Here is a 16596-nt window from a genome sequence, read left to right as displayed (position 1 = left end):
TCCGACGGTTCAGCCCGGTCTCCTTCGCGATCTCCCACAGGCTCATCGCACCGGACTCATACAGCGAACGGAACCGCCTCAACTCCAGCCACCGATGCGGATCCAAGACCACCGTCAGCCGCCTCCCTGCCGCCCCGAACCGACAGCAGCAGCAGACTCGCGGCCCTCACCCCATCACCGCACCGGCAACGGTGCACTTTCATCCGTACGAGGTGGCGCACGTTCGCTTGTACGCCGACAATGCGGCCCCTCGAAGTGGTCCAGGCCCAGACCGTGCTTGAGTTCGCGGTAGTCGTGCTCGATCCGCCAGCGCATCTTCGCCCAACGCACCAGGTCAGCGACCGGGGTGGTGGCGGGCAGATTCGAAATCCAGTACCCGCTCGGAGCGTCCTGGCCCTCCGGCCATTCGACCAGGAGTGTCTGGGTGGGCAGGACGCCGTCCCACCTGCTGCGGCCGCCACCCGCCTCCTGGGCTGCGGCCACAGGCTGCTTGCCCGCAGGCCTCACGGTCAGCACCGCGAACCGTGAGGCCATCGCGCCCTTGCTGCCCTGTCGCCAGGTCACCTCGGTGAGCCAGCCGGCACCGGCCTCGACCGCGAGGACCGAGACGGCTCGTGGCGAAGTGCGGTAGCGGGCCAGCGTCGGCGGACCGAGCCCGCGGTAAGCAGGCTGGAGCGGCTCGGCATCCTCCGGGTGGGCGACTTCCTTCCCGGTCAGGGCGAGAACATAGGACAGCCCACGCTGTTCCAGACCGGTCCGGAAGGGGGTACTGACGCCGTAGCCAGCGTCGGCGACCACCACCGGCGCCTTCAGCTGCCACTCGCCGAGCGTGTCGAGCAGGCCGAGCGCGAGACGCCATTTCTCCTGGTGGACGATGACGTCAGGTACTCCCCCCCTGCGGCATCGGTCCGGATCGGCCGTCCGCTCGCGCCGCAGATACAACTGCCAGTTCAACGGGCACGACGCGGTGTCGGTGGCGGCGTGGACGCTGACCGCGACCTGGCAGTTCGCCCGTTTGCCGACGGCTCCGCAGTACTGGCGTGCAACGCCGGCCGACGCGGTGCCGCACTTGGGGAACGACACGTCGTCGATAACCCAGACCTCGGGCGGGATCACCTCGGCGATCCGCTCGGCGGTCCGCCGACTGACCGGCAGCGGGTCCCACGGCGACTGGTTCACGAACTGCTGCAGGGCCTGCATGTTCCCGTCCGGCAGCCGCTCGGCCATCGGCTGGACCGACTTCCGCCGGCCATCGAGCATCAGGCCCCGCAGATAACACTCGCCCCAACGCCGCTGATCCCGACGCGGCAACGACCCGAATACATCGGCAACAAATCCCGCTAACTCGCCCCGGAGCCGTTCCACTTCCCCCAGCTTCACTCTGGGAGGTTGCCCACCACCAGCCGAGATCACTCAACGTAACGAAGCGCTACTAGGGTCTGACTATGGGATCAATGGGGGATAGTCCCCGGAGCCGTTGGGCGTTCGTGGGCAAAACGCTGGCCACGCGGCCATGGCTGATCGTTAGCTGGGTTCTGCTGGCAGGTGTGGCGGTTGCTGCCTGGAAGTTCGTGCCGCAACCGTGGAGCGCGGGCGTCTATCCCGTGGTCTTGTTTGTCGCACTGTTGCTGTTTTCCCGGGCGTCAACTCAGAAGGAGTGAGCCCGCTCAGGATCGGAGCCAGAGCCGGATCGCTGCGGCCGTGACTGTGCCGTGGAAGACGTACGCCCTCTTGTCGTAACGGGTAGCGACCGCGCGGGAGTTCTTGAGCCGGTTGATGGTCCGCTCGACCTCGTTGCGTCGCCGATAGCGGTCGCGGTCGAAGCCGGCGGGCCTGCCCCCGTTGCTGCCGCCTGCGGCGGCGGTTGGCCCGCTGGTCCTTCGGTTCCGGGATCGTGTTCCGGATGTCGCGTCTTCGCAGGTAGCGGCGGTTTTGGCGAGAGCTGTGTGCCTTGTCGCCGCTGACGTGGTCCGGCCGGGTCCGGGGCCTTCCGCCCAGTGGCCGCGGAACTCGGATCCGGTCCAGGACCTCGATCATCTGCGGTGCGTCGCCCCATTGTCCCGGCGTGAGCAGGAGGGGCATGGGGCGGCAGCCGCCTTCGCCGGCGAGGAAGGTCGCAAGGGTGGGAATCGGCTCAGCATTCAAGCGCCGTCGGCAAGGGAGAAGGTGGTGGTCTGTGTTCTGGAGGCGGGGCAAGCTCAGCGCCTCTGTCTCTTGGCGGGATGAGGGGCCGTCGGATACCCGAAAGCCGGCGGTGCCGCCTGGGAGGGGCCCGGCTGGTGACCGGCCTGGGGACTGGGGAACTGACCGGTGCCGGCCGCGGACACCAGATAGCTCCCCACCGGGTTGTGCGCCTCGTCCGAGGCAGGCAGAGCTCCCGGCAGCGGCACACCGGCCCCGCTCCAAGACTGCACAGCCCCCGCACCAGGCAGCCCCAGCCCGGGATGCACACCACCGGCAACCACACCGGACAAGAAGTCCCGCTGCCGCGGTACCGCCGGGTCGATGTAGTAACCCGCCCCCTTCGGCCGTGGCTGCAGGGGAATCAGCGCTTCCGTCAGCGCCTTCATCTCCGCCGCACTGACCACCCTCGCAGGGCTGAGGAGATGATGCATCCGCTGCCGGGCCGCGTTCTCCCACTTGGGCGCGTCCTTCCTGGCTGTCGTGGGGAGGTGGCCGAGGGGGACCAGGGCGGGGTGCTCCAGCTCGCGGGTCAGGCCGTACAGCCGTGCGATCCCCATGGCGTTGCTGACGTGCGCAGCCGCCCTGGTGTCGTCACTGTGCCGCGCTACCGCCGGGTCGATGTGGTAACCCCCCTTCGGCCGTGGCTGCAGGGGGATCTGCGCATCCGCCAGCGCCTTCATCTCCGCGTCACTGGCCACCCTCTCAGGGTTTCGGAGATCATGCATCCGCTTCCGGGCCGCTTTCTCCCACTCGGGCGCGTCCTTCCTGGCTGTCGTGGGGAGGTGGCCGAGGGGGACCTGGGCGGTGTATTCCGGCTCGCCGCTCAGGCCGTACAGCCGTGCGATCCCCATGGCGTTGCTGACATGAGCAGCCGCCCTGGTCTCATCACTGAGCCGCGGCACCACCGGATCGATGTGGTAACCCCCCTGCGGCCGTTGCTTCAGGGGGATCTGTGCTTCCGTCAGCGCCTTCATCTCCGCTGCACTGACCACATTCTCGGGGTCGAGGAGATGATGCATCCGCTGCCGGGCCGCTTTCTCCCACTTGGGCGCGTCCTTCCTTCGCGTGGGGAGGTGGCCGAGGGGGACCTGGGCGGTGTATTCCGGCTCGCCGCTCAGGCCGTACAGCCGTGCGATCCCCATGGCGTTGCTGACATGAGCAGCCGCCCTGGTGTCGTCACTGTGCCGCGGTACCGCCGGGTCGATGTGGTAACCCCCCTGCGGCCGTTGCTTCAGGGGGATCAGCGCCGCCGCCAGCACATTCCCCTCCGCGTCGCTGACCACCCTCTCAGGGTTGAGGAGGTTATGCATCCGCTGTCGGGTCGCGTTCTCCCACTCGGGCGCGCCCTTCCTGCTCCGCGTGGGGAGGTGGCCGAGGGAGACCTGGGCGGTGTGCTCCAGCTCGCCGCTCAGGCCGTACAGCCGTGCCATCCCCAGAGCAAGCCCTTGAAGGGAAGCCTGCTGATCCATGACATCCTCCATACGCAAACCACCGACAACACACCCCCTCAACGCAACACACTGCCCGACGGTTCAGTGCCGGGCCTTGACCCCTGATCTTGGACACGCGAGACGTTGGCTCCTGAGGATCTGAGGACGGACATCTCGTGGTTCTGGAGAACTGTCCGCCGCAGTTCAAGGCGGACGCGGTCGCGCTGTACCAGTCGCGGCGCCAGGCGACGATCCGGCAGGTCGCTGCCGATCTGGGGATCAACCCCGAGACCTTGCGGGACTGGGTCCGGGCAGCCGGCGCGAGCCGGCCCCGGAGGCGCCGGGCAGAGACGCCGACACCGCTGGAGGCGGAGAACGCCGCTCTGCGCAAGAAGGTCCGCGAGCTGGAGGAAGAGCGCGAGATCCTGCGCAAGGCGGCGAAGTATTTCGCCGGGGAGACGCGCTGGTGAACCGCTTCCAGTTCGTCGCCGACCACCAGCGCCGCTACGGCACGAAGCGGCTGTGCACCATCCTGGGCATCGCCCGCTCCAGCTTCTGCTACTGGCGCCGCACTGCCGCGGACCGAGCCGCCCGGCAGGCGGCCGACGCCGCTCTCGCCGCACGGATCCGGGCTGTGCACCGCGAGTCGGGCGGCACCTACGGCGTTCCCAGGACGACCGTCGGGCTCCGCGAGGCGGGCGAGCGAGTCAACCACAAGCGCATCGCTCGGGTGATGCGCAGCATCGGCCTGGCAGGACTGCGGCTGCGGCGCAGGCACCGCACCACGATCGCCGGCCCGGCCGCGGCGAAGGCCCCGGATCTCATCGGCCGCGACCTCACCGCGAGTGAGCCGAACACGAAGTACGTCGGCGACATCACCTGTCTCCCGCTGGACGGCGGGAAGTTCCTCTGCCTGGCCACCGTGATTGACCTCGCCTCACGCCGCCTGGCCGGCTGGGTGATCGCGGACCGCATGCGCACCGGTCTCGTCACCGACGCCCTGGCCGCCGCCGAACACACCCGCGGCAGCCTCATCGGGGCGGTGATGCACACCGACCACGGAGCCCCGTACACCAGCCGGGCCTTCGCCGACGCCTGCCGCCAGGCCGGCGTCCGCCGGTCCATGAGCGCGATCAGCAGCTCGGCGGACAACGCGCTCGCCGAGTCCTTCAACGCGACGTTCAAACGCGAGACGCTCCAGGGCCGCAAGACCTGGTCCAGCGAACGCGAGGCCCGACTCGACGCGTTCGGCCGGTTCAACCGCTACAACACCCGACGCCGCCACTCCCGCCTCGGCCAACGCAGTCCCATCGCCTACGAGACAGCACTCGCCACGACAGCAACTACCCTGGCCCAAGCCGCATAACCCGTGTCCAAAAATCCGGGTCAAGGCCCGTGAGCAACTGGCTGCGGCCGGATGCGTTCGGACAGAGTCCTTTACTTCCCTCCACCACCGCAGCTGGAGGGCAAACGCGGGCGCAAGCCCAAGCACGGGCCGGAGTTCGCGACGGGCCGGAGTTCGCGTTCGAGACTGCGGCAACCCAGCCGGCCCCTTCCGTCACCATCGTGACGGACACCACCCACTACGGGAAGGCCGTCGCCACTGCCTGGGACCGCCTGCACCCGCTGCTGGTGCGCCGCTCGGCCCGGGCCGGCCACCCCGAAGGAGAACTGTCAGTCATCGAAGGCACCGGCATCCGCCTGCAGGTCGACCATCTCCGCGGAGGCCGCAACCCCAAGCCGGTCTGGCTGTGGTGGTCGGCCACCGCCGCCACAGCCGGGGATGTGGACCGCCTCTGGCAGGCATTCCTGCGCAGATTCGATCTGGAACACACCTTCAGGATGTTCGAGCAGACGCTCGGGTGGACCGCCCCCAGGCTCCGGGAGCCGACCGCCGCCGACCGCTGGACCTGGCTCGTCATCGCAGCCCACACACAGCTCCGTCTCGCCAGGCCCCTCGCAGAAGACCTCCGCAAGCCGTGGGAGCGGCCCGCACGCCAAGGACGCCTCACACCCGCACGTGTCCGCCGAGGATTTCGCCGCCTCCACGGGAAAACCCCTCAGCCGGCCAGCGCACCGAAACTCGGCACCGCAGGCCCCGGCCGGCCCACCGGTGTGAAGAACAAGCACCGTGCACTTGAGCACCCTGTCGGGAAACAGCACAAACCGAACCCCATAGCAACGGCCACACTCACGGGAGCTGCATAAACGTCAAGCTAACTGATCGTTTCAGAATGAGGTTCGAAGTCGTCTCAAGCAGATGATGCTGCAGGCGAGTTGAAGCAGTCCGAGGTGGAGGTCGGCGCGTATCTCGTAGCGGATCCGGAGTCGCTTGAACTGGTGAAGCCAGGCGAGGGTCCGCTCCACGACCCAGCGGGTCTTTCCCAGCCCGGAGCCGTGTGCGGTGCCTTTCCGTGCGAACTTCGGTGTGATGCCGCGAGCCCGGAGAAGCCGACGGTACTTGTCGTAGTCGTAACCCCGGTCGGCAAACAGCCGGCCTGGTCGGTGACGTGGCCGGCCGCGAACGCCCCGAATGCGGGGTATCGCGTCCAACAGGGGAATCAACTGCGTAACATCGTGCCGATTTCCGCTGGTCAGCGAGACGACCAGCGGTGTGCCGTGCCGGTCGACGATCAAGTGGTGCTTGCTGCCGGGCCGAGCCCGGTCGACCGGCGAAGGTCCGGTGTGAGCCCCCTTGAGCGCTCGGACGTGCGAGCCGTCGATCGCGGCGTCGTCCATGTCCAGCAGACCTGCGGCCCGCAGCTCCGCCAGCAGCACCTCATGCAGCTGGGGCCAGACACCAGCTTCGGTCCACTCCCGCAGACGCCGCCAGGCGGTCACCCCGCTGCATCGGACTTGTTCCGCCGGAACGTCCCGCCAGCTCACGCTCTTGCAGAGAACGTAGACGATGCTCCGCAACGCAGCCCGGTCATCCGCCGGCAACCGCCCGGGATACCGATGTCGCCTGGGCGGACGAGGAGGTAACAGCGGAGCCACTCGTTCCCACAGGTCGTCAGGTACAAGGTCAGCAGACACCCAACAGATCCTGCCGACACGACACCCGACTGCCAAGCCCCACAACGAACTGCATTCTGAAACGATCAGTAAGCTTGATCTTTAACGTGCGCCGTCGAACGGTGCGTCGTACTTGATCACTCGGTTCGGTGTCCGCCGTACACGGAAGCGGCCTTCGTCTGAACATGTGCTCCGACCAAGGAACACACACGTCCAGCACAAAGGCCGTGAGGATGAGTCTGCTGCATCGCGATGTCCGGCGAGAGCCGCCAGTCGAACTGTCACGCTTCCGGGGCGAGTTCTACTCCTGTCTCACCGCTCGTTCGGATGCGCTGTTCGAGCTGGCGGATGCGGTTCTGTGCGGTGATGGGCCGGTGAGATCCCTGGCCGAGCTGTCGCTGGTGGGCGAACACCGCCGAGGGCACGGAGGACTCTACGCCGCTGTCTCAAAGGGCCGGGTCGATGCGGATCGGATGCGGCAGGCTCTGGCCTTGGTGTCCCTGCCGCGGGCGGCCGACGGCCGGCTGGTCCTGGCCGTCGACATCACTTGCTGGCTGCGGCCGGACGCCCACACCTCACCGGAGCGGATCCTGTGTCACACCTACGGCCGGGGCAAGGACCAGCACATCCCCGTCCCCGGCTGGCCGTACTCGATCATCTGCGCGCTCGAGCCGGGCCGCAGCTCGTGGACCGCCCCGCTGGACGCTCTGCGTCTGGCGCCCGGGGACGACAGCGCCACCGTCACCGCCCGGCAGTTGCGCGAACTGGTCGAGCGGCTGATCACCGCAGGCCAGTGGCAGGTCGGTGATCCGGATGTCCTCGTCATCGCGGACGCTGGGTACGACGCGCCCCGCCTGGCCCACCTCCTGCGGGATCTGCCGGTGAAAGTCCTGGCCAGGATGCGGTCGGACCGCGTCCTGCGCAGGCCAGCCCCGCCACGGCAGCCTCACACCATGGGCCGGCCGCCCCGGCACGGCGGCGAGTTCGTCTTCGGGCAGCCTGACACCTGGGGCACCCCGGACACCCACACGGTCACCGACACGCGCCTCTACGGCACCGCCGTCGCCCGGTCCTGGGACCGGCTCCATCCCAAGCTCACCCACCGTTCTTCCTGGGCCGCGGCCGACGGCTCACTCCCGATCGTCGAGGGGACAGTGATCCGCTTGGACATCGATCATCTGCCCAGCGGAGCCACCCCGAAGCCGGTCTGGCTGTGGTGGTCGGGCACCGGCGCCACCGAAGCGGACGCCGACCGACTCTGGCAGGCATACCTGCGTCGCTTCGACATCGAGCACACCTTCCGCCTGTTCAAGCAGACGCTCGGCTGGACCTGCCCCAAGATCCGCACCCCCGAGGCGGCCGACCGCTGGACCTGGCTGATCCTCGCGGCTTACACCCAACTGCGGCTGGCCCGGCCACTCGCAGCCGACCGGCGTCGCCCATGGGAGAGGCCCATTGCCTCAGACAGGCTGACCCCGGCACGGGTCCGCCGCGACTTTCGGCACATCCGCCCCACGGTCCTCTGCCCGGCCGGGGCACCGAAATCCACCCGCCCCGGACCTGGACGACCTCCCGGCCGGAAGAACACCCGGCACACCCCACGCCACGACGTCCACACACCCCGCAAAACGAGGGCTACCACGTCCCGGAACAGGAAGTCGACCACTCCCCGCCCCCGCCGCACAGGTTAAAGATCAAGCTAGTCTTCTGAGTCAGGAATTCTATTCAGATAGCTGGCGAGGCGTTCGAGGATCTCGTCTGCGGTCTTCGTCCAGACGTAGGGCTTGGGATCGGTGTTCCATGCGGCGATCCAGGTCCGGACGTCCTTCTCCAGCGCCTGGACGCTTCTGTGGACGCCTCGCCGTATCTGCTTGTTCGTCAGCTCGGCGAACCACCGCTCGACCAGGTTGAGCCAGGACGAGCCGGTGGGCGTGAAGTGCAGGTGGAAGCGTGGGTGGGCCAGCAGCCAGGTCTTGATGGCGGGGGTCTTGTGGGTGGCGTAGTTGTCCAGCACCAGGTGCACGTCCAGGTCCGCCGGTATCTCCTGGTCGACTTTGATCAGGAACTTCTTGAACTCTTCGGCCCGGTGCCGGCGGTGCAGGGAGCCGATCACCTTCCCCGTGGCCACCTCCAGCGCGGCAAACAGTGTGGTGGTACCCGCGCGCACGTAGTCGTGGGTGACCCGCTGCGGGATGCCGGGCATCATCGGCAGCACCGGCTGGGACCGGTCCAGGGCCTGGATCTGCGACTTCTCGTCGACACAGAACACCAAGGCCCGCTCGGGCGGGTCCAGATAGAGGCCGACGACGTCGTGGACCTTGTCGATGAAGTACGGGTCCGTCGACAGCTTGAACGTCTCGGTGCGGTGTGGCTGCAGGCCGAAGGCCCGCCAGATCCGCGACACGGTCGACTGCGACAGACCCATCTCCGTGGCCATCGCCCGCGTCGACCAGTGCGTGGCGTTCTTCGGCGCGGTCTCCAGCGTCCGCTTCACCACCGCGGCGACCTGCTCGTCGGTGACCGTCCGGGGCCCGCCGGACCGCGGCATGTCACCCAGCCCGGCGATCCGGTGTTCAACGAACCGCTTCCGCCAGCGGCCCACCGCATGCGGTGTCGAACCGAGCTGTGCGGCCACGTCCTTGTTGGACGCGCCGGTCGCGCAGGCCAGGATGATCCGGCACCGCAAAGCCCACGCCTGCGGGGTGGAACGGCGCCGCACCCACCCCTCCAGCGCAGCCCGCTCCTCATCCGACAGGATCAACTCGGCCTTCGGCCGCCCAGTACGCGCCACCAGGCAACCCTACACATCTAAATAGAATTCCTGACTCAGAAGACTAGGGCGTGTGTCGAAAGTGGATCTTGGACGTGAAATGATCTTGTTTCGTGGCACGTGGAGATCTGACGGATGCACAGTGGGCCCGGCTGGAGCCGCTGCTGCCCGAGGGCACGAAGCCGGGTCGGCCGCCGATATGGACTCTGCGGTAACTGATCGCCGGCATACGGTGGCGAACCCGGACCGGGACGCCGTGGCGGGATGTCCCGGAGCGATACGGTCCTTGGGGCCGGGTGTACGACCTGTTCCGCCGCTGGCAGCGGGACGGCACCTGGAAGCGCGTCTTCACCGAACTGCTGGCCCAGGCCGACGCGAAGAACCTGATCACCTGGGACATCAACGTCGACTTCACCGTCTGCCGGGCCCACCAGCACGCAGCCGGGTCAAGGGAAAGGGGGACCTGCAGAAGGAGCCGCCCGGCGGCATCGCCGTCGAGCCCGGCGACCACGGGCTCGGACGCTCGCGCGGCGGCCTGACCACCAAGCTGCACTTGGCTGTCGAGCAGGGCCAGAAGCCCATGTCGATCGTGATCACGGCCGGGCAGCGCGGGGACTCCCCGCAGTTCGAGCCCGTCCTGAAGGCCATCTGCGTGCCCCGCATCGGGCCGGGCCGACCCCGCACCCGGCCCGATCGCGTGCGGGCGGACAAGGCGTATGCCTCTCGCAAGAACCGCGCCTACCTGCGGCGACGCGGGATCCGCTGCACGATCCCGGACAAGGCCGACCAGGTCCGCAACCGCAAGAAGCGCGGCTCCCACGGTGGCCGGCCTCCGAAGTTCGACAAGATCGACTATCGGGAGCGGCACGCGGTCGAATGCGGGATCAATCGCCTCAAGCGTCACCGCGCGGTCGCCACCAGGTACGAGAAACTCGCCGTCCGCTACCCAGTCCCCCTGGGCCTGAGCTCCCGGAACGACCTCGAACCGCCGGTGCAGGCCCGCCAGCTCGCCCGGGCTGATGCCCAGTTCCTCCGCTATTCGCGGCTGGGTCTCCTGCAGATAGAGCTTCACCCGCTGGTAGTTGATGCTGACCGCATAATTCTGGACCAGGCGTTCATGGATCACTGAGGCCTCCAGCAAGACCTCGGCCCTGAGTATCGCGTCGATCAACGGCGCGACCTCGTCCACCACCCGCCGAGGCCGCTGACCGGCCACCTCCCGCTTCGGCGGCGCGGCCGAAGCCGGATTCTTCAGGTACTTGCTGACCGTCCGGCGGTTCAGCCCCGTCTCCTTGGCAATCTCCCGCAGGCTCATCGCCCCGGACTCATACAGCGGACGAAACCGCCTCAACTCCAGCCACCGATGTGGATCCAGGACCACCGCCAGCCGCCTCCCTGCCACGAAACCGACAGCAGCAGACTCACGGTCCCCACCCCACCCCCGCACCGAAAACGGAGCACATTCCTCCGTACGAGGTGGCGCACGTCCACCTGTACGCCGACAACTGGAGGTCCGCCACCGCGGGCATGCCACCGTCGAGGACCACATCCGGTGCGGCAAGACCACCGGCTTCGGCCGCTTCCCCTCCCGCCGCTTCGGCCTCAACGCCGCCTGGCTCGAACTGAGCCTCCGGCAATCGACCTCCTGGCCTGGACCCGCGTCCTCCTGCTGGACGGCGAACTCGCGACGGCCGAACCCAGGAGACTCCGCGCCCGGATCCTGCACGTCGCCGCCCGGATCACTCGGGGCGGCCGCCGCCTCCGCCTTCGGATATCGGCCACCTGGCCCTGGCGACATGAACTCACGGCCGCATTCCACCGAATGACCGCACTGCCCCGCCCCGCCAGCTGACTCGCCACCCCCGCCCACCTCGACTCAAGGACCTTGGAGAACCCGCCCCCGCGTCGGACCCTCACCATGCCCACCCGCCGACCCAGCCTCAAACAACATCGCTCAACCGCCCAGCAACCCCATCCGAAACGGCGAGGCTAGAGCTCATAACACGATCATGATCGTGTCTTTTTGAGGCGTCTGAAGCTGATCAGGCTGCAGGCGAGGGAGACGAAGGCGTGGTGGAGTGCGGTGCGGCGTTCCCAGCGCACGGCGAGCCGCTTGAACTGGTGGAGCAGGGCGAAGGTCTGCTCGACGACGTAGCGGAGCATGCCGATGCCCTTGATGTTCGGTGATGACTTGCGTGAGGTGACGGGCAGGATTCGTCGGTTCCGCAGTGCGTCGCGGTGGGCGTTGGAGTCGTAGCCCTTGTCACCGAGCAGGGATTCAGGTCGGCGGCGGGGACGGCCGGGGCGTCCTGCGACGGGCGGGATGCCGTCGACCAGGACGAGAGTCTGGGTGACGTCGTTGACGTTCGCTGCGGTCGTGATGACCTTCAGTGGGATGCCGCGTCCGTCGCAGATCAGATGATGCTTGCTGCCTGTCTTCCGCCGGTCGACCGGCGACGGGCCGGTGTCGGCGCCCCACTTTTTTCGCGCGGATGTGAGAACCATCCACGCAGGCCCGCGACCAGTCGGGCTCGCCGGCCGCGTTCAGCTCGGCGAGCAGGACCTGGTGCAGCCGGTCGAAAGCTCCTGCTTTCTGCCACCGGTCCAGTCGGCGCCAGCACGTCTGCCCCGATCCGAAGCCCAACCCCAGCGGTAGGAGTTGACAGGCTATGTCGTTGTAGAGGACGAACAGAATGCTTTGCAGACAGAGCCGGTCCGGCACCGGCCGAGGCCCCGGCGACCGCTCCGGCCACGGCGGCAGCAACGGCTCGATCGACGCCCACAACTCATCGTTCACGATCCACGGCCGAGTACCCACACCATCACGAACGGCCGAATCGTCACACCAGTAACGCTCGACCAGCCCACATCAACAAGATCGTGTTACGAGCTCCAAGGGCGGGAATTACGGCTCAGCATTCAAGCGCCGCCGGCAAGGAAGAGGGTGGTGGTCTGTGTTCTGGAGGCGGGGCAAGCTCAGCGCCTCTGTCTCTTGGCGGGATGAGGGGCCGTCGGATACCCGAAAGCCGGCGGTGCCGCCTGGGAGGGGCCCGGCTGGTGACCGGCCTGGGGACTGGGGAACTGACCGGTGCCGGCCGCGGACACCAGATAGCTCCCCACCGGGTTGTGCGCCTCGTCCGAGGCAGGCAGAGCTCCCGGCAGCGGCACACCGGCCCCGCTCCAAGACTGCACAGCCCCCGCACCAGGCAGCCCCAGCCCGGGCTGCACACCACCGGCAACCACACCGGACAAGAAGTCCCGCTGCCGCGGTACCGCCGGATCGATGTAGTAACCCGGCCTGTTCGGCCGTAGCTGCAGAGGGATCTGCGCATCCGCCAGCACCTTCCCCTCCGCTTCACTGACCACACTCGCAGGGTCGAGGAGATGATGCATCCGCTGCCGGGCCGCGTTCTCCCACTCGGGCGCGCCCTTCCTGGTCGCCGTGGGGAGGTGGCCGAGGGGGACCAGGGCGGGGTGCTCCAGCTCGCGGGTCAGGCCGTACAGCCGTGCGATCCCCATGGCTTTGCTGACATGAGCAGCCGCCCTGGTGTCGTCACCGTGCCGCGGCACCGCCGGGTCGATGTAGTAACCCGCCCCCTGCGGCCGTAGCTTCAAGGGGATCTGCGCCTCCGCCAGCACCTTCCCCTCCGCGTCACTGACCAACTTGACAGGGTTGAGGAGGTTATGCATCCGCTGCCGGGCCGCGTTCTCCCACTTGGGCGCGTCCTTCCTTCGCGTGGGGAGGTGGCCGAGGGGGACCTGGGCGGTGTATTCCGGCTCCCCGCTCAGGCCGTACAGCCGTGCGATCCCCATGGCGTTGCTGACATGAGCAGCCGCCCTGGTCTCGTCACTGAGCCGCGGCACCGCCGGGTCGATGTGGTAACCCCCCTGCGGTCGTGGCTGCAGGGGGATCTGCGCATCCGCCAGCACCTTTCCCTCCGCTTCACTGACCACCTTGACAGGGTCGAGGAGATCATGCATCCGCTGCCGGGCCGCTTTCTCCCACTTGGGAGCGTCCTTCCTTCGCGTGGGGAGGTGGCCGAGGGGGACCTGGGCGGGGTGCTCCGGCTCGCCGCTCAGGCCGTACAGCCGTGCGATACCCATGGCGTTGCTGACATGAGCAGCCGCCCTGGTCTCGTCACTGAGCCGCGGCACCGCCGGGTCGATGTAGTAACCCGCCCCCTGCGGCCGTGGCTGCAGGGGGATCTGCGCTTCCGCCAGCACCTGCATCTCCGCTGCACTGACCACATTCGCGGGTTTGAGGAGGTTATGCATCCGCTGTCGGGCCGCGTTCTCCGACTCGGGCGCGCTCTTCCTGCTCTGCGTGGGGAGGTGGCCGAGGGGGACCTGGGCGGTGTGCTCCAGCTCGCCGCTCAGGCCGTACAGGCGTGCCATCCCCAGAGCATGCCCTTGAAGGGAAGCCTGCTGATCCATGACATCCTCCATACGCAAACCACCGACAAACACACCCCCTCAACGCAACACACTGCCCGACGGTTCACACCCGCCTGCCCTAACGAGTTGGTGCGTGATAGCGGGTGAGGCGTCGTGCCAGGCAGGTGGCACGATCCGGTCGTGGCGATCATGGTTAATCGGGTGGTGTTGGCCCATCGGCTGTTCATCGGGATCTCTTGTCGGCATCTCGCCTGTTGGTCGAGGAGTTGGCGGTGCCGTGGCAGGCCGGACTCGAGGGCCGACGCCATGCCGCACGAGGAGGAGTCCGGAAGCGGGCCGCGGGTGCCGGCGCCCGTCACCAGCTGGTGTTCGTCGACCGGCTGGTGGCCACGCTGATACATCTACGGCACGACCTGCCGCACTCGGTGCTGGGCCTGCTGTTCGGCGTCGACCGTTCCACCATCACCCGTGCGACCGCAGAGATACACACGCTCCTTGCCGAGCGGGGGTGCGCGGTTCCCGACCGTCCCGGCCTGCGTCTTCGGACGCTGACGGACGTGTTCGCCTACGCCCAGGCCGAAGGCGTCGAGCTGCGGCTGGACGCCACCGAGATCCAGGTCCGCAGGCCGCAGGCCAACCGCGGTGGTCGCCGTGCGTTCGTCTCGGGCGAGAAGAAGCAGAACACGATGAAGGCCACCGTGATCGCCGACTGGCGGGGCCGCACGTTATGGACCGATGCCCTGCGGCCTGGTCGTATGCACGACGCGACGGCGGCCCGCAGCGAAGGCATCGCCGTCTGCTTCCAGCACTTCCCCGGCGTCGAGGTCCTCCTGGACGACGGCTACCTCGGCCTCAGCCGCGACCACCGCGGGCAAGCGATCACACCGCCCAGAAAACCGCGTCCGGGAGCACTGCCCGGCAGAGGCGAACAGTGGGAACGCGACCGTCAGGGCCACTCATCCGACTGCATCACCGTCGAACATGCCCTCGCCGACCACAAACGCTGGAAGCAACTAACCCGCTGGACCCACCGCCGCGACCGCCTGCCCGACACCAACCGCGCCATCGCCGGCCACGTCTCCGACCGCACCCACAACAACTGAGCACAAGCCACGACCAGGCCAAACACGCCTCACCCACTATCACGCACCAACCCGTAAGGGGGGGGATCGACAGGCCGTGGATACGCGAATGCATGGACGGTAGAAGTGAAGCAGCACGGAGAAGTGAGCAACTCTCAGAAGGGGGGCGTGGTGATCGATCGGGCAGGGCTGGCGGGCTTTCTCCGTAACCGTCGTGAGGCGCTACAGCCGGAGGACGTCGGCATACCCCGGGGGCAGCGTCGCAGGACCAGCGGACTACGGCGGGAGGAGGTCGCGGCGCTGTGTCACATGTCAGCCGACTACTACGCCCGTCTGGAGCGCGAGCGTGGTCCGCAGCCGTCACCGCAGATGCTCGTCTCGATCGCCCAGGGGCTCCACCTGTCCATAGACGAGTGTGACCACCTGTTCCGGCTGGCCGGGCACAACCCGCCGCCTCGTGACAGCTCCAGTGAGCACATCAGCCCCGGGCTGCTGCGCGTTCTCGACCGGCTGCAGGACACCCCCGCGGAGATCACTACCGAGCTCGGCGAGACCTTGCGGCAGACACCGATGGGCGTCGCCCTCACCGGCGACACGACGCAGTACACCGGTCCTGCTCGCAGCAGTGGCTACCGGTGGTTCACCGACCCGAGCGCCCGGGACCTGTACGCTCCGGAGCAGCACGCGTTCATGACCCGGATGTACACCGCAGGCCTGCGGGGGATCGTCGCCCTCCGGGGTCCAAACTCCCGAGCCGCATATCTGGCGGATTTACTCCTGGACTCCAGCGAACAGTTTCGGCGGGGGTGGGGCGGCCACAGGTCGGGATCCTCCCGCGCGAGGTTTTGCGTCCAGTAAATTAACCGTAAGGGGCTGTAAATGACAGTGCTTGTGACTGGTGCCTCCAGCGGCATCGGTCGAGCGATTGCTATTAGACTGGCTGAGTGCGGGGAAAACGTGGTGGCGGGAGTTCGCCGAATCTCTGATGCCCCGGTCCACTCCCGCATCCGACCGGTAGCGCTTGACGTGACCGACGCTGCGCAGTTGGCTGCGGCAGCGAAGGAAATCGGACCCCTCAGCGGATTGGTCAACAACGCTGGAATCACCTTTTCTGGCCCTTTGGAACACATGCCTCTCGACAACCTCCGTGAACAACTGGAGGTCAACACAGTCGGGGCCCTGGCCGTATCGCAGGCGTTCCTGCCCGCGTTGAGGGCCGGGCGTGGGCGCCTCCTCATGATCAGCTCGACCGCAGGTCTCGTCACCGTGCCCTTGCTCGGCGCATACAGCGCCTCGAAGTTTGCCCTGGAAGCGATCGCGGACGCGCTGCGTCAGGAGTTGGCGCCATGGGGTCTGCCCGTCATCGTGGTTAACCCTGGTTCCTTCAAATCGCGGAATCGTCCCAAAAGCGACGCGAAGGCAGAGTCCGACCGTGCAGACATGGATGAGATAGCAGAGCGTCAGTATGGCAAGGCTATGGATGTTTTTCTGCAGTTCAACAAAAAGGTAGAGGCCGGGGCGGGCCCGCCCGAGCGTGTTGCGGCTGTCGTGGAGCAAGCGCTCACCGTAAGGCGGCCCCGCCCGCGCTACCTCGTTGGCAGCGATGCGCGCATGACTGTCGCGCTCAAGCGACTTCTGCCAACCCAGACTGTGGACGCGCTTGTGTCCAGGTACATTGGCCTGCCACGCAGTGAAAGTTCGGCATGACGTGAACCTACTC

The 16596-nt window shown here is 67.6% G+C and carries 10 protein-coding genes and 6 pseudogenes; 9 read left to right on the top strand and 7 right to left on the bottom strand.

Translation table 11 applies throughout. The features are described from left to right. Positions 1 to 174: 174 nt before the first annotated feature. A complete protein-coding gene (locus tag OIE75_RS28805) occupies positions 175 to 1380 on the bottom strand; it encodes an IS701 family transposase (RefSeq protein ID WP_443078399.1) in 1206 nt (401 codons plus the stop codon). 107 nt (positions 1381 to 1487) lie between these two features. On the opposite strand from OIE75_RS28805, the gene OIE75_RS28800 reads away from it, so the two are divergent. Beyond that, positions 1488 to 1661, top strand: coding sequence for a hypothetical protein (locus tag OIE75_RS28800; RefSeq protein WP_329472573.1), 174 nt, complete (start codon positions 1488 to 1490; stop codon positions 1659 to 1661). A 6-nt stretch (positions 1662 to 1667) separates the two neighbouring features. Here OIE75_RS28800 and OIE75_RS41490 read toward each other — a convergent pair. Both OIE75_RS41490 and OIE75_RS28790 read right to left on the bottom strand, forming a co-directional pair. Beyond that, a pseudogene (locus tag OIE75_RS41490) lies at positions 1668 to 1808 on the bottom strand (IS5/IS1182 family transposase); the annotation flags it as partial. A 390-nt stretch (positions 1809 to 2198) separates the two neighbouring features. Beyond that, complete coding sequence (locus tag OIE75_RS28790) at positions 2199 to 3653, bottom strand: hypothetical protein (protein WP_329472571.1); 1455 nt, start codon at positions 3651 to 3653, stop codon at positions 2199 to 2201. A gap of 137 nt (positions 3654 to 3790) precedes the next feature. On the opposite strand from OIE75_RS28790, the gene OIE75_RS28785 reads away from it, so the two are divergent. Together OIE75_RS28785 and OIE75_RS28780 are read left to right on the top strand one after the other, a co-directional pair. After that, a protein-coding gene (locus OIE75_RS28785) for an IS3 family transposase (protein WP_443078398.1) occupies positions 3791 to 4980 on the top strand; the annotation gives its coding sequence in 2 pieces (ribosomal slippage) (positions 3791 to 4064 and positions 4064 to 4980; 1191 coding nt in all). A gap of 45 nt (positions 4981 to 5025) precedes the next feature. After that, a pseudogene (locus OIE75_RS28780) lies at positions 5026 to 5822 on the top strand (NF041680 family putative transposase); the annotation flags it as partial. A gap of 21 nt (positions 5823 to 5843) precedes the next feature. On the opposite strand, the gene OIE75_RS28775 reads toward OIE75_RS28780, so the two are convergent. Then, positions 5844 to 6650, bottom strand: a complete 807-nt coding sequence (locus OIE75_RS28775; protein ID WP_329472569.1) for an IS5 family transposase — start codon at positions 6648 to 6650, stop codon at positions 5844 to 5846. Positions 6651 to 6862: 212 nt separating this feature from the next. Here OIE75_RS28775 and OIE75_RS28770 point away from each other — a divergent pair, with 212 nt between their 5' ends. Then, positions 6863 to 8320, top strand: coding sequence for an NF041680 family putative transposase (locus tag OIE75_RS28770; protein ID WP_329472568.1), 1458 nt, complete (start codon positions 6863 to 6865; stop codon positions 8318 to 8320). A gap of 8 nt (positions 8321 to 8328) precedes the next feature. Here OIE75_RS28770 and OIE75_RS28765 read toward each other — a convergent pair whose 3' ends face one another. Next, positions 8329 to 9420, bottom strand: coding sequence for an IS630 family transposase (locus tag OIE75_RS28765; protein ID WP_329472567.1), 1092 nt, complete (start codon positions 9418 to 9420; stop codon positions 8329 to 8331). 92 nt (positions 9421 to 9512) lie between these two features. On the opposite strand from OIE75_RS28765, the pseudogene OIE75_RS28760 reads away from it, so the two are divergent. Both OIE75_RS28760 and OIE75_RS28750 read left to right on the top strand, forming a co-directional pair. Then, positions 9513 to 10345 (top strand): annotated as a pseudogene (locus tag OIE75_RS28760) (IS5 family transposase); the annotation flags it as partial. 556 nt (positions 10346 to 10901) lie between these two features. Then, positions 10902 to 11251: pseudogene (locus OIE75_RS28750) on the top strand (transposase); the annotation flags it as partial. A gap of 155 nt (positions 11252 to 11406) precedes the next feature. Here the strand turns inward: OIE75_RS28750 and OIE75_RS28745 are convergent. Beyond that, positions 11407 to 12217, bottom strand: a protein-coding gene (locus tag OIE75_RS28745; protein WP_329472566.1) for an IS5 family transposase whose coding sequence is annotated in 2 segments (ribosomal slippage) — positions 11407 to 11865 and positions 11867 to 12217 — 810 coding nt in all. Because the reading frame shifts where the segments join, the coding sequence is not laid out codon by codon here. A gap of 158 nt (positions 12218 to 12375) precedes the next feature. Continuing rightward, positions 12376 to 13833, bottom strand: a complete 1458-nt coding sequence (locus tag OIE75_RS28740; protein WP_329472565.1) for a hypothetical protein — start codon at positions 13831 to 13833, stop codon at positions 12376 to 12378. 150 nt (positions 13834 to 13983) lie between these two features. Here OIE75_RS28740 and OIE75_RS28735 point away from each other — a divergent pair. From OIE75_RS28735 to OIE75_RS28725, 3 genes and pseudogenes are all read left to right on the top strand, one after another. After that, positions 13984 to 14897 (top strand): annotated as a pseudogene (locus tag OIE75_RS28735) (transposase family protein). 147 nt (positions 14898 to 15044) lie between these two features. Continuing rightward, positions 15045 to 15727, top strand: a pseudogene (locus OIE75_RS28730) (helix-turn-helix transcriptional regulator); the annotation flags it as partial. A 28-nt stretch (positions 15728 to 15755) separates the two neighbouring features. Beyond that, positions 15756 to 16583, top strand: a complete 828-nt coding sequence (locus OIE75_RS28725; RefSeq protein WP_329472564.1) for an SDR family oxidoreductase — start codon at positions 15756 to 15758, stop codon at positions 16581 to 16583. Positions 16584 to 16596 lie beyond the last annotated feature (13 nt).

It is taken from the genome of Streptomyces sp. NBC_01723 (assembly GCF_036246005.1).
GTDB lineage: Bacteria > Actinomycetota > Actinomycetes > Streptomycetales > Streptomycetaceae > Streptomyces.
Note: the sequence above shows the minus strand (reverse complement) of the source record. Positions and strands in the feature narration are given on the sequence as shown.